This window comes from Vibrio jasicida 090810c, from assembly GCF_002887615.1.
Lineage (GTDB): Bacteria > Pseudomonadota > Gammaproteobacteria > Enterobacterales > Vibrionaceae > Vibrio > Vibrio jasicida.
This window is the reverse complement of record NZ_CP025792.1, coordinates 2645093-2659463: the sequence shown is the minus strand read 5'-3', so window position 1 is coordinate 2659463 and position 14371 is coordinate 2645093. Positions and strand designations below refer to the sequence as shown.

The following is a 14371-nucleotide window of genomic DNA, read 5'->3' as shown; positions in this document are numbered from 1 at the left end:
ATTGAAATATTTATACTTGATAAGCGTTCAGTAAACAATCGTATTCGTGTGAATGTGAGAGACTGAGGCGGAAAGAAACAAACCATCATTCGATATTTGAGAGTGAAGGTCTTCGAATTACAATTCGAAATGATTACAGTCCTTTCAGACAAACCATGAAAATAAAAAAGCCGCGAAATTCGCGGCCTTTTAAATGCAATCTTGAAGACTCTACTTAGAACGGAATGTCGTCGTCGAAGTCCATTGGTGGCTCGTTGTATTGCTGCTGTGGTTGCTGCGGAGCCTGTTGTTGAGGTTGCTGCTGTTGCTGTGGAGCGTTGTACTGCTGCTGAGCTGGTTGTTGAGGCTGACCCCAACCGCCTTGCTGTTGCTGCTGTTGACCACCCATAGGAGCGCCACCTTGAGCACGACCGCCTAGCATTTGCATTACACCGTTGAAGCCCTGAACAACCACTTCAGTAGTGTAACGGTCTTGACCACTTTGATCTTGCCATTTACGAGTTTGAAGTTGGCCTTCAACGTAAACTTGAGAACCTTTACGTAGGTACTCACCTGCTACTTCCGCCAACTTGCCGAATAGTGCAACACGGTGCCACTCTGTTTTTTCGCGCTGTTCGCCAGTCGCTTTATCACGCCATGACTCAGAAGTCGCAATCGTAATGTTTGCAACTGCACCGCCATTAGGCATGTAACGAATTTCAGGGTCGTTACCTAGATTCCCCACCAAAATAACTTTGTTAATTCCACGGCTGGCCATGATGTGCTCCGTTTCACTCTGGATATATATGTAAAATTTTAGCGCATAAGAATACACGCTTTGATGTTTTGATTAAAGCCTAATCCCATTGTGGGTTGTCATTGAAAGTTGTGGAATCGAAATCTCACTTCAACTCCGAGGCGTAGCATTTTTGATTCGTTTTGCAGACATCGTTTCGTGAACCTTTGAATCTCAACGCATTTCTTATTGAACCCTATGGCTCTGATTTATGTTTGATGCCAACGTATTCAGCGTTATGAATTCAAGGAGAAAAGACCGCGTGAAAAAATCGGCTTATGCGAGAAAACTGTTTCTGATCAGCATGGAAGACCATGCAGAGAAAAAAGTTGAAGACTTGGTCAAATACACTGACATTGATATTCCAGTGATCTCCACCGAAGCGCTTATGGAAGCCAATCCCAAACATCGTAATAAGATCTTAATGATCGATTTCAGTGAGCACAAATCCTTGGTTCAGTCGATTAAGAACCTTCCGTTAATATGGAAAAACTTTGAGACCGTCGTATTTAACGTCCCTAAGCGTTTAACCACAGATGAACTATTAGCGTTTGGTCAATTAAAGGGAGTCTTCTACCAAGAGAGCTCACTTGAGCAAATCGGAGAAGGGCTAAAAGGCATCGTAAACGGCCAAAATTGGTTGCCACGAAACGTAACCAGCCAACTTTTACATTACTATCGCAACGTCATAAACACACATACTGCGCCCGCTACTGTCGATTTGACTATTCGTGAACTGCAAGTATTACGCTGCCTTCAAGCAGGTGCATCAAATAATCAAATGGCTGAGGAGTTGTTTGTTAGCGAATTCACCATCAAGTCTCACTTGTATCAGATTTTCAAAAAACTGTCGGTTAAAAATCGCGTGCAAGCCATCGCTTGGGCTGATCAAAACTTGATGTCATAACCAGCAGAGCAGCACAAAAATAATTAAAGGTGTGTTGCTCATGCTTCTTTGCACTTCCTGTCTCACATTTTTTCCTACTTAATTCATGATTCATATGCCGCTCTCATGTTAAAGTGTCGCTCAGATTCTTTATTAAAAAATTGAGAAAGGATATTCCCCCAATGATTAAAAAATGTCTGTTCCCTGCGGCGGGCTATGGTACGCGCTTCCTTCCGGCGACAAAGTCCATGCCAAAAGAGATGATGCCTGTAGTGAACAAGCCGCTAATTGAATACGGCGTTGAAGAAGCGATTCAAGCTGGTATGAATGGCATGTGTATCGTAACAGGTCGTGGCAAACACTCGATCATGGATCACTTCGATAAAAACTATGAGCTTGAGCACCAAATCAGCGGCACTAACAAAGAAGAACTGTTAGTCGACATTCGTGAAATCATTGACTCAGCTAACTTTACTTACATTCGTCAACGTGAAATGAAAGGCCTTGGCCATGCGATCCTAACGGGTCGTGAACTGATTGGTGACGAACCATTTGCCGTTGTACTTGCGGACGATCTTTGTGTGAATGAGCAAGAAGGCGTACTGGCTCAGATGGTGGCGTTGTTCAAACAGTTCCGCTGCTCAATCGTTGCGGTTCAAGAAGTACCAGAAGAAGAAACACACAAATACGGCGTTATCTCAGGTGAGATGATCAAAGATGATATCTACCGCGTAGACGACATGGTTGAGAAACCAGAGCAAGGTACAGCGCCAAGTAACCTAGCGATCATCGGTCGTTACATCCTGACGCCAGATATCTTCGAGCTAATCGAGAACACAGAACCAGGTAAAGGTGGTGAAATCCAAATTACTGACGCTCTGCTTAAACAAGCAAAAGCAGGCTGTGTATTGGCGTATAAGTTCAAAGGTCAACGTTTTGACTGTGGTAGCGTAGAAGGCTACATCGAAGCCACTAACTACTGCTTCGAAAACCTTTATCTAAAGGATGAGAAAAAATCAGAGCTAGGTAAGCACGCAACTAAGAAAGAAGCGTAATCATACCCAAACTATTGATTATAAAGCCTGACTAACCGTCGGGCTTTTTCTTACTGTTTTTTTGTCCAGTATTCCCTTTGCACATTTCTCACACTATGTAATACTTGCGTGACTTGGTTATACATAGAGCAAAAACGATGGATAAAATAGAAGTTCGCGGTGCCCGCACCCATAACCTCAAAGACATCAACCTTACGATCCCCCGCGATAAACTGACTGTTATCACTGGTTTAAGTGGTTCTGGTAAATCTTCTCTCGCTTTCGATACCTTGTATGCGGAAGGCCAGAGACGTTACGTTGAGTCATTATCCGCTTACGCCCGTCAGTTTTTATCTCTTATGGAAAAGCCAGATGTCGATCATATCGAAGGCTTGTCTCCAGCTATCTCCATCGAGCAAAAATCGACGTCACACAACCCTCGCTCAACCGTCGGTACCATTACGGAAGTCTACGACTATCTGCGCCTGCTTTACGCTCGTGTTGGTGAACCTCGCTGCCCGACTCATCATACGCCGCTTGCCGCTCAAACCGTCAGCCAAATGGTCGACAAGGTTTTAGAGCTGCCAGAGGGCAGTAAAATGATGCTCCTTGCTCCTATCGTAAAAGAGCGAAAGGGTGAGCATGTTAAAACGCTAGAGAACCTCGCAGCACAAGGGTTTATTCGCGCACGCATCGACGGTGAAACTTGTGATCTTTCCGATCCACCGCCACTAGAGCTACATAAAAAACACACGATTGAGGTGGTTGTAGATCGCTTTAAAGTGCGTCCAGATTTGCAGCAACGTTTGGCAGAATCATTCGAAACCACATTAGAGCTTTCTGGTGGTATAGCGGTTGTTGCGCCAATGGATGGCGACGGTGAGGAAGTAATTTTCTCAGCAAACTTTGCCTGCCCACTTTGTGGTTACAGTATGCAAGAGCTTGAGCCTCGTTTGTTCTCATTCAACAACCCAGCTGGTGCTTGTGGCACTTGTGATGGTTTAGGTGTACAGCAATATTTCGATCCTAGTCGAGTGATTCAAGATGACTCGCTCAGCTTAGCGCAAGGGGCAATTCGAGGTTGGGATCAGAAAAATTACTACTACTTCCAAATGCTAACAGCCTTGGCGGATCATTATGGCTTTGACCTTCACGTTCCGTTTAACTCCTTACCGAAGAAGACCCAAGACATTATTCTTAAAGGTTCTGGGCGTACCGAGGTTGAGTTCAAGTACATTAACGATCGTGGTGATATCCGCGTTAAACGCCATCCATTCGAAGGAATCCTAAACACCCTTGAGCGTCGTTACCGCGATACCGAATCAAACTCAGTACGCGAAGAGCTTGCAAAATACATCTCAACCAAATCTTGCTCAAGCTGTGGTGGCACTCGTTTACGCCTTGAAGCTCGCAATGTTTTTATTGCCGATACAACATTGCCAGAGATCGTTGAACTCAGCATTGCGGATGCATTGGATTTCTTCCATACACTGAAGCTAGAAGGTCAACGCGCTCAAATCGCTGAAAAAGTGATGAAAGAAATCAATGACCGTCTGCAGTTCTTGGTTAACGTTGGTTTGAACTATCTAAACTTGTCACGCAGTGCAGAAACCCTCTCAGGTGGTGAGGCGCAACGTATTCGTCTAGCGAGCCAAATTGGTGCTGGTTTAGTGGGGGTAATGTACGTTCTGGATGAGCCATCAATAGGCCTCCACCAGCGCGATAATGAACGCCTATTGAAGACCTTGACCCATCTACGAGATTTAGGCAATACGGTATTAGTTGTTGAACACGATGAAGATGCTATTCGTTGTGCTGACCACGTAATCGATATTGGTCCCGGCGCAGGAGTGCACGGCGGTAACGTGGTCGCGGAAGGTACGATGGAAGACATCATCGCTAACCCGAACTCACTAACGGGTCAGTACTTAAGTGGCGCAAAAGAGATTGCGATCCCAACAAAGCGCACACCACGAGATCCAAAGAAAACGGTTGAGTTACTGGGCGCTACTGGTAATAACCTTAAGAATGTCGACCTTTCGATTCCAGTTGGTTTGTTTAGCTGTATTACGGGCGTATCAGGCTCAGGTAAGTCGACTCTGATCAACGATACCTTCTTTAAGATTGCTCATACTCAATTGAACGGTGCAACAACGGCGCACCCTTCACCTTATAAATCGGTCAAAGGTTTGGAGCATTTCGATAAAGTTATCGATATCGACCAGAGCCCAATAGGTCGAACGCCACGTTCAAACCCAGCGACTTACACGGGTATCTTTACCCCGATTCGTGAGTTGTTTGCAGGCACACAAGAATCGCGCTCTCGTGGCTACAAGCCGGGCCGTTTTAGCTTTAACGTGCGTGGCGGTCGCTGTGAAGCATGTCAGGGTGATGGTGTAATCAAAGTAGAAATGCACTTCCTACCTGACGTCTACGTTCCTTGTGACGTATGTAAGGGTAAGCGCTACAACCGTGAAACACTTGAAGTGCGTTACAAAGGCAAGACCATTGATGAAGTACTGGAAATGACTGTAGAAGATGCACGTACCTTCTTCGACCCTGTCCCAGCCATTGCTCGTAAACTGCAAACGCTAATGGATGTAGGTTTGTCTTACATTCGCTTAGGTCAGGCAGCAACCACGCTCTCTGGTGGTGAAGCACAACGTGTGAAACTAGCACGAGAACTCTCTAAGCGTGACACGGGTAAGACCTTGTACATTCTGGATGAGCCAACAACGGGCCTGCACTTCCACGACATTCAACAATTGCTGACCGTTTTACACCGCCTGCGTGACCACGGAAATACAGTCGTAGTTATTGAACATAACCTTGATGTCATTAAGACAGCAGACTGGATTATCGACTTAGGACCAGAAGGCGGCCAAGGTGGTGGTGAGATAATTGCACAAGGAACACCAGAAGATGTGTCTCAGATCGAAGGTTCACACACAGCTCGATTCCTTAAGCCTATGTTGAAGTAGAAAAAACAGGTAAAGTACAAAGACCAGCCATTGCTGGTCTTTTTTCATTCAAAACAACACAATAACTATGGCTACTATACACGTCAGTGGAACCAAGCTTTCTCCAGGTAAAGTGCAAGTTCCTCTTAATCGCAAGTTCCTCATCGCGCTAGCAGCACTCTTTTTGCTGGCGATGCACTTTTTTATGCCAAATCCGGGCGGTTCAGGGCTCGCATTGTCTTTTAACGCAACCACGTGGATGGCGTTCAGCTTTGCGCTCGGGATCGGCTGCTACCAACTTGCGACCAACCGTGTATTACGCTATTCCAAATTAACGATTGGTCTGTTGATTAGCTGCATCATCATGACATTGCCTATCTTTTATCCAAATGCGGATAGCGCACTGGCAGCGAATAAATTAATTGGCCTGTGGTGCGGCATGCTGTTTTTTATTGTGTTGCAGCAATTCCATTTCAGTAACAAACATCGCCAACGTTTACTGTGGTTTATCGTTCTTGCGGCTGTGATAGAGGCTCTATTTGGCCTCACTCAATACCTTTACCTCAAGCCAGGTAACGTATTTGGGTACGACACTGTTGCTAATCGTCCTTATGGTATATTCCAACAGCCCAATGTCATGGCGAGTTTTCTTGCGACAGGCTTAGTGATCGCAAGTTATCTGCTTGTCCGTCAACCTTATAAATATTCGCGTAAGCTTAGCGATATCTATCTGCTTTATGCTGTGCCAGTACTTACCCTGCCGCTGATTGTCGCATTGGCATCTCGAACAGGGTGGCTTGCTTCTATCATCGCGATCCTATTAGTCATTCCGTACATGTACCGCTTCGCAACTAAAGCTAGGTTCGTACGTTGGGTAGTTGCAATGGCAACAGGTTTGGCTTTATCTATTGTGATCATGCAGATCGCTTTTCCTGATGGTAGCGGATTAGCCAGTGAAAAAGTGAACATGGAATCTCCGAGAGCTTACACCTTCCCACAAACGCTCGATATGGTGATTGAAAAACCATTTACTGGTTACGGTTATGGTAAATTTGAATCGGAATACATGCTCTATACGGCTCGCCAACACGCTCTAAATGAGAGTTACCCTGCGGGTTTACCATCGATGGATCACCCACATAACGAACTCTTATATTGGTCTGTAGAAGGCGGGTTGTTACCAATCTTGGGGATTTTCCTCGCGATGGCGTTAGTGCTACACCGAATCTATCAGGCCAAACGAGGGACACGTCTAGCCTTACTCGCCCTCTTCATCCCTATCATCCTCCATTCACAGCTAGAGTATCCGTTTTACCACTCGCTGGTGCATTGGATCATCTTCATAATCCTACTGTACTGGGTTGACCAGCGAGTCTCTCGCTACCGTCAGGCACCTTTTAGCCGAGTGACTAAGAGTTTACTTCGTGTTTGCAGCTTAGTAATTCCAGTCGTATTCAGTTTTTATATGGTGAGTGCTCTGCATACCAACTACGTATTAACTAAGTTTGAGACCACGCGCCCAACCAATCCGGACATCCTGAATCAGGTGACAAACCCTGTAGTTTGGAAAGATCGTTTCGACTGGGATGTATACAGTACTTTCTTGAATATTGGATTGTACAAGCAAGATCCAACCTTGATTCAGCCTTACATTGATTGGTCTTTGGAGATAATTAAAGATAAGCCCCGTCCAGCGTTCTACAACAACCTAATCCTTGCATACCAAGGACTGGATGATACGAGCAAGGCAGAACAAATCCGTGCAGAGGCACAATTCTTGTTTCCTAAGGTTGATTTCAGTGGCGTCAATTATCAACCGCCTTCTCAAGCCGTATCAGCTTCACCAACGCCAACTTCTGGTGCTGATCAATAAACATAAAAAAGCGAAGGGATGACCTTCGCTTTTCTTTATCTCGTTGTCGAATCATTTTACTCAGTCAGCGATTCTTCTAAAGCACGCAAACACAAAGCAACATTTTCAGGTCGAGCACCATAGCCCATCAAACCAATTCGCCATGCTTTGCCGGCAAGCGCTCCCAAGCCCGCACCAATCTCAAGGTTGTAGGTTTCAAGGAGATGATGACGCACTTTAGCTTCATCAATGCCCTCTGGAACATAAATCGCGTTAAGTTGTGGTAAGCGGTACTCTTCTTCTACCACAAATTCAAAACCCAACTTCTGTAATCCTGCTTTTAGCTTCTCATGCATCAATTGATGGCGTGCCCACGCATTTTCTAAGCCTTCGTTCTTCAGGATAAGTAGTGCCTCATGAAGTGCATATAAGCTGTTCACTGGTGCTGTATGGTGATAGCTGCGTTTGCCCTCTCCACTCCAGTAACCTAATACTAAGCTTTGATCCAAGAACCAGCTTTGAACCGGTGTCTTTCTGGCTTGAATCTTCTCTATGGCAGCAGGAGAAAGCGTCACAGGTGATAACCCCGGTACACACGACAAGCACTTCTGACTTCCTGAGTACACAGCATCCAACTGCCACTCATCAACCTTAAGAGGCACACCACCGAGTGATGTCACCGCATCCACAATCGATAATAAACCGTATTGTTTGGCTAGCTTACTCAACGTTTGAGCATCACTTACTGCCCCTGTCGATGTTTCTGCATGAACAAAAGCAAGGATCTTCGCATCAGGGTTCTGCTTTAACGCTTCTGCAACTTTATTAACCGATACTGGCGTGCCCCACTCATCATCCACAACAACTGCTTCACCACCAGCACGGACTACGTTTTCACGCATGCGCTCACCGAAAACACCATTGCGACAGACGATAACTTTGTCACCCTTTTCAATCAGGTTGACGAAACACGTTTCCATGCCCGCACTGCCCGGAGCAGAAACGGCGATGGTGAATTCGTTCTCAGTTTGGAAGGCGTATTTGAGCAGTTGTTTTAGCTCATCCATCATCGCAATAAAAAGCGGGTCTAGATGGCCAACCGTTGGGCGGCTCAAGGCTTGCAAAACTTGAGGTGAAATATCAGATGGACCAGGTCCCATCAGAATACGATGTGGGGGAATAAAGCTTTGGATCGGCATGTCAGCTCCTTGATTGCAGTCATTCATCCTGAGCGTTATAAAAATTCTATTTAAAAGGTTGGCTCAGGTATCGAACTTTTCACCCTAATAGATTTTTTCTCTATCGGCAATTAGCTCTAAGTATAGAGGTCAAACCACTGTCACAAATTCGTTAATAAAAACTTTCATTCTGGTTGGAGATATTGGTTGACATTGTGACAACAAAACCGTTCAATGTTTGAGCTTTATGCAGAAGAGGAGCACTACCCAGGCAGGTGATTTGTGGAGCCGCAATTCCAATACCAATCACTCAGGGGGAGTAGTGCCGAGGTAAGTCAAAGTTGCAGGATTTGGCTTATCGGTTGACTTGGGTTGAGTCCCATCAACTGTCATCAGCGCAGTCTGATGAAGGGCTTCTGAGGGTAAATTTTCAAATTACATTCTAAATACCTCTCTATTTGCTCTGTTCCTTTCCTCACCAAAACATTGGATGTATTGGCAACCAATTGATGTTGTTATTTTTTAGGAAGTCGTGGGAGAACGCAGTGAGCGCATTTAACGTAGCGAAATTCGGTGGAACCAGTGTTGCCAACTTTGAGGCAATGAGCCGTTGTGCCACCATTATAGAAAACAATCCAAATACCCGCCTTGTCGTGAGTAGTGCTTGTTCTGGCGTGACCAACCTTTTGGTCGAACTAGCAAACGGTGTTCAGGACCAAGTACATCGCGCTAAAGTGCTGCAAAAATTAGCCGATATTCATGAATCAATTTTATCTCGATTAGAAGATGCTACTAAAGCGGCTGCCGAGGTTTACGAGATTCTAGATACAGTCACAAGCCTTGCAGAAGCGGCCTCTATTCAAGCAAGCACCAAACTGACTGACCATTTAGTGGCATGTGGCGAGCTGATGTCGACTCATATTCTTGCTCAGTTAATGCGAGAAAGAGGCATCAACGCCGCTCGTTTTGATATTCGAGATATTTTAAAAACAGATGGCAACTTTGGCCGCGCAGAACCACAACTAGCAAGTATTTCAATGCTAGCGCAAGAACAGCTGGTTCCTCTTTGCCAAAAACATGTCGTCATTACACAGGGCTTTATTGGCTCAGATGAAGAAGGCAACACCACGACATTGGGTCGCGGTGGTAGTGACTACAGCGCAGCTTTGATTGCTGAAGGTGTTAAAGCCGCGGGCTTAGAGATCTGGACTGACGTTCCGGGCATTTACACTACCGACCCACGAATAGCCCCCAAAGCGTCACCAATTCCTGAGATCAGCTTTAGCGAAGCATCAGAGATGGCAAACTTCGGTGCGAAGATCCTTCACCCTTCTACTCTGGTACCAGCACTCCGTCACGATATTCCGGTCTTCGTTGGCTCTTCTAAAGAGCCAGAAAAAGGTGGTACGTGGATTCGACACCAAGTAGAGAGCTCACCGCTATTCCGAGCCCTTGCTCTTCGTTGCAATCAAACTATGGTCACTCTGCGCAGCGTGAACATGTTCCATGCTTACGGATTCTTAGCGAAAGTGTTCGAGATCCTGGCTAAACACAAGATCTCAGTAGACTTGATCACCACATCTGAAATCAGTGTGTCACTCACTCTCGATCAAACAGACACATCAGGTGGTGCTCCACAGCTACCACAGGCAGTACGCGAAGAGCTCGAAGAATTGTGTACAGTAGAAGTTGAGCACGACCTCTGTTTAGTCGCTCTGATTGGTAACAACATGAGCGAGAGCAAAGGCTACGCTAAGCAAGTCTTCGGAACACTAGAGGACTTCAACTTACGTATGATTTGTTACGGTGCAAGCCCACATAACTTATGTTTCCTTGTTCATGAGTCTGTATCACGACAAGCTATTCAGAAACTGCACACAGAGCTATTCGAGCAATAATCGCTACTAAATACTCTGGACGAATAAAACAAAGGGCTGCACGTAGCAGCCCTTTTCTTTTGCGTGTGGATCGATTTAACCGTTAATATTTGGACCGAGCCACTTTTCAGCCTCGATCCTATCCCAGCCCTTGCGATCAGCGTAACTTAACATCTGATCCTCTTGGATCTGAGCGATCGCAAAATAACGTGAGTCTGGATGGGAGAAGTACCACCCAGAAACAGAGGCTCCTGGATACATCGCATAGCTCGAGGTCAAAGACATACCAATATTCTCTTCAACATTCATCAATTCCCAAAGAGGTCCTTTCTCGGTATGTTCAGGGCATGCTGGATAACCTGGAGCAGGTCGAATACCTTGGTACTTTTCACGAATCAGGTCTTCATTAGAGAGTGCTTCTTCTGCCGCATAGCCCCAAATTTCTTTACGTACTCGTTCATGCAGACACTCAGCAAATGCTTCTGCCAGACGATCCGCAACCGCTTGAATCATAATAGCGTTGTAATCATCGCCTTGTACTTTGTATTCATCTGCGAGTTCACGCTCACCGATTCCACCAGTCACTGCAAATGCGCCAATCCAATCTTTTTTACCCGACTCTTTCGGAGCAACATAATCAGAAAGGCAATAGTTGAACCCTTTTGGTTTCTCGGTCTGCTGACGTAAATTGAGCAAAACTTTCGCTACTTCGGTACGTGATTCATCTGTGTAGACTTCGATATCATCGCCAACACTCGCAGCGGGGAACAAACCACACATACCACGAGCCTTAAGCAATCCTTCACGTTCAACTCGATCCAGCAAATCATTTGCATCTTTAAACAAACGCTTCGCCTCTTCACCAACCTCTGAATGTTTAAAAATGGTCGGGTACTTACCAACGAGAGACCACGTCATAAAGAAAGGCGTCCAATCGATGTACTGACGCAATGTCGCAATATCGAAGTCGTCAAAAACATGGATACCTGGCTTAACGGGTGCTGGCGGTGTGTAAACGTCCCAATCAATAGCAACCTTATTGGCACGAGCTTCTTCTAAAGTGACCGGCTTGGTTCTTGGCTTTTTGCGGTTGTGTTGATCACGGACACGGACGTAATCCTCATCCAGCTTCTCCACAAACGCAGGACGAAGTTCATCAGACAACAATGATGTACATACTCCAACCGCTCGCGAAGCATTATTCACATATACCACTGGGTTCTTGTAGTTTTGTTCAATCTTAACCGCAGTATGCGCTTTTGACGTCGTTGCACCGCCAATCAAGAGTGGCAAATCAAAATCAAGACGCTCCATCTCTTTTGCTACGTGAACCATTTCATCAAGAGAAGGGGTGATAAGGCCTGATAAACCAATAATGTCGACATTCTCTTCTTTCGCTACTTTGAGGATCTTTTCGCACGGCACCATGACACCAAGGTCAATGATTTCGTAGTTGTTACACTGCAAAACTACACCAACGATATTCTTGCCAATATCGTGAACGTCACCTTTCACCGTCGCGAGCAAGATTTTGCCATTCGATGAGCCCGCTTGCTTTTCTTTGTTAATGAAAGGTTCAAGGTGGGCAACCGCTTGTTTCATTACACGAGCAGACTTAACCACCTGCGGAAGGAACATCTTACCTTCCCCAAACAAGTCACCAACCACGTTCATGCCATCCATGAGAGGGCCTTCAATCACTTCTAATGGCTTGGAGGCATTTAAACGGGCCTCTTCTGTGTCTTCGACAATAAACTCCGTGATGCCCTTTACCAGCGCATGCTCTAAACGTTTTTCTACTGGCCAAGTACGCCACTCTAGAGCAGAAGCATCTTCTTCTTTGCCAACACCCTTTCCTGCGTATTCGGCGGCGATATCAAGTAGTCGCTCAGTTGAATCATCACGACGGTTGAGAACCACATCTTCTACCGCTTCACGCAACTTGTCAGGAACGTTATCGTAGATTTCTAGCTGACCCGCGTTAACGATACCCATGTCCATGCCATTTTTAAAACAGTGGTACAGGAATACCGCATGAATCGCTTCACGAACATAGTTATTACCGCGGAATGAGAAGGAAACGTTAGAGACACCACCAGAGATCATCGCATGAGGTAAGTCGCGTTTGATATCAGCCACCGCTTCGATGAAGTCCACTGCGTAATTGTTGTGTTCTTCAATACCCGTCGCGACAGCAAAAATGTTTGGATCAAAGATAATGTCTTCTGGCGGGAAGCCAACTTCGTCAACAAGGATTCGATACGCATTGGTACAAATTTCAAGTTTACGTTCTCGTGTTTCCGCCTGACCAAGTTCATCAAATGCCATCACAATAACGGCCGCACCATAACGACGGATCAACTTCGCTTGTTCAACAAACTTCTCCTTCCCTTCTTTCAAAGAGATAGAGTTAACAATGCCTTTGCCTTGAATACACTTCAAGCCAGCTTCGATAACCTCCCACTTAGAAGAGTCAACCATGATTGGTACTTTTGATATCTCTGGCTCAGATGCACATAGATTAAGGAAGCGAACCATACAGGCTTCAGCATCCAACATACCTTCATCCATGTTGATATCGATAATCTGAGCCCCGTTCTCTACTTGTTGACGAGCTACTTCAAGAGCTTCATCGTAGAGCTCTTCTTTGATCAGGCGTTTAAAACGAGCAGAGCCAGTTACGTTCGTGCGCTCACCCACGTTGATAAACAAGGTTTCTTTTTCAATAGTTAGTGGCTCAAGACCTGACAAGCGGCAAGCAACGGTAAGATCAGGTAACTCTCGAGGCTTCACCCCCTCAACTGCCATTGCCATGTGACGGATGTGTTCTGGTGTCGTACCACAACAACCACCAATTAAATTTAAGAAACCACTCTCTGCCCACTCTTTAACATGTTCAGCCATATCTTCAGGTGAAAGGTCATATTCACCAAATGCGTTCGGCAAACCCGCATTTGGATGAGTAGAGAGAAAGGATTCAGATATACGTGATAACTCTTCTACATACGGTCGCAATTCGTCAGGCCCAAGTGCACAGTTCAAACCGAACGAAAGAGGATTCACATGGCGTAACGAATTATAGAAAGCTTCGGTTGTTTGCCCAGATAGTGTTCGTCCAGACGCGTCCGTAATCGTGCCTGAAATCATAACTGGAAGTTTAAATCCTAGCTCTTCAAAGACGGAATCAACTGCAAAAGCACAAGCTTTGGCATTCAACGTATCAAAGATCGTCTCGATTAGAATAAGGTCAGAACCACCTTTAATTAAGGCGTGAGTTGACTCGGAATAAGCTTCAACTAGCTCATCAAACGAAACATTACGATAACCTGGGTCATTTACGTCAGGAGAGATAGAACAAGTACGGTTGGTTGGTCCAAGTACACCGGCAACATAACGCGGACGGTCAGGAGTCTTTGCCGTCCATTCATCAGCGGCTTCACGGGCCAGCTTAGCAGCCGCGAAGTTAATCTCTTCACTGAGACCTTCCATATCATAATCCGCCATCGCGATGGTCGTGGCGTTGAAGGTATTGGTCTCTAAAATATCAGCACCTGCTTCTAAATAAGCAGTGTGTATCTCTTTTATCAATTGAGGCTGACTAAGCACCAACAAATCGTTGTTGCCTTTTAGATCGCAATGCCAATCGGCAAAGCGCTCTCCTCGATAATCTTGCTCTTCAAGTTTGTAACCCTGAATCATGGTGCCCATACCACCATCGATCAGAAGAATACGTTGCTTTAACTGAGCTTCAATCTGTTGTCTTACATTACTTCCCACAGTACAGCCTCATTCCTTTTGTTATTTCTCCA

General features: G+C 45.5%; 8 protein-coding genes and 1 riboswitch. Of the genes, 5 read left to right on the top strand and 3 right to left on the bottom strand.

Translation table 11 applies throughout. The features are described 5' to 3' along the window. Positions 1–214: 214 nt before the first annotated feature. A complete protein-coding gene (locus C1S73_RS12675) occupies positions 215–757 on the bottom strand; it encodes a single-stranded DNA-binding protein (protein ID WP_038864580.1) in 543 nt (180 codons plus the stop codon). Positions 758–1037: 280 nt separating this feature from the next. Between C1S73_RS12675 and C1S73_RS12670 the strand changes: the two genes are divergently transcribed. The 4 genes from C1S73_RS12670 (at position 1038) to C1S73_RS12655 (ending at position 7528) form a co-directional block, all read left to right on the top strand. Continuing rightward, complete coding sequence (locus tag C1S73_RS12670; RefSeq protein WP_038864583.1) at positions 1038–1682, top strand: LuxR C-terminal-related transcriptional regulator; 645 nt, start codon at positions 1038–1040, stop codon at positions 1680–1682. A gap of 161 nt (positions 1683–1843) precedes the next feature. Then, a complete protein-coding gene (galU, locus tag C1S73_RS12665) occupies positions 1844–2716 on the top strand; it encodes a UTP--glucose-1-phosphate uridylyltransferase GalU (protein ID WP_038864585.1) in 873 nt (290 codons plus the stop codon). 137 nt (positions 2717–2853) lie between these two features. Beyond that, the gene (gene uvrA, locus C1S73_RS12660; RefSeq protein WP_038864588.1) at positions 2854–5676 is read left to right on the top strand and encodes an excinuclease ABC subunit UvrA; all 2823 of its coding nucleotides are present in this window, start codon (positions 2854–2856) and stop codon (positions 5674–5676) included. Positions 5677–5743: 67 nt separating this feature from the next. Further along, a complete protein-coding gene (locus C1S73_RS12655) occupies positions 5744–7528 on the top strand; it encodes a PglL family O-oligosaccharyltransferase (RefSeq protein WP_038864590.1) in 1785 nt (594 codons plus the stop codon). A 56-nt stretch (positions 7529–7584) separates the two neighbouring features. Here the strand turns inward: C1S73_RS12655 and C1S73_RS12650 are convergent, their stop codons facing one another. Beyond that, positions 7585–8706, bottom strand: coding sequence for a pyridoxal-phosphate-dependent aminotransferase family protein (locus C1S73_RS12650; protein WP_038864592.1), 1122 nt, complete (start codon positions 8704–8706; stop codon positions 7585–7587). Between the two features lie 224 nt (positions 8707–8930). Beyond that, positions 8931–9109, top strand: a riboswitch (Lysine riboswitch). A gap of 121 nt (positions 9110–9230) precedes the next feature. Between C1S73_RS12650 and lysC the strand changes: the two genes are divergently transcribed. Further along, positions 9231–10583 carry a lysine-sensitive aspartokinase 3 gene (gene lysC, locus C1S73_RS12640; protein WP_038864595.1) on the top strand — a complete coding sequence of 451 codons (1353 nt, stop codon included), beginning with the start codon at positions 9231–9233 and terminating at the stop codon, positions 10581–10583. A gap of 75 nt (positions 10584–10658) precedes the next feature. On the opposite strand, the gene metH is transcribed toward lysC, so the two are convergent. Next, positions 10659–14339 carry a methionine synthase gene (gene metH, locus C1S73_RS12635; protein WP_038864597.1) on the bottom strand — a complete coding sequence of 1227 codons (3681 nt, stop codon included), beginning with the start codon at positions 14337–14339 and terminating at the stop codon, positions 10659–10661. Positions 14340–14371 lie beyond the last annotated feature (32 nt).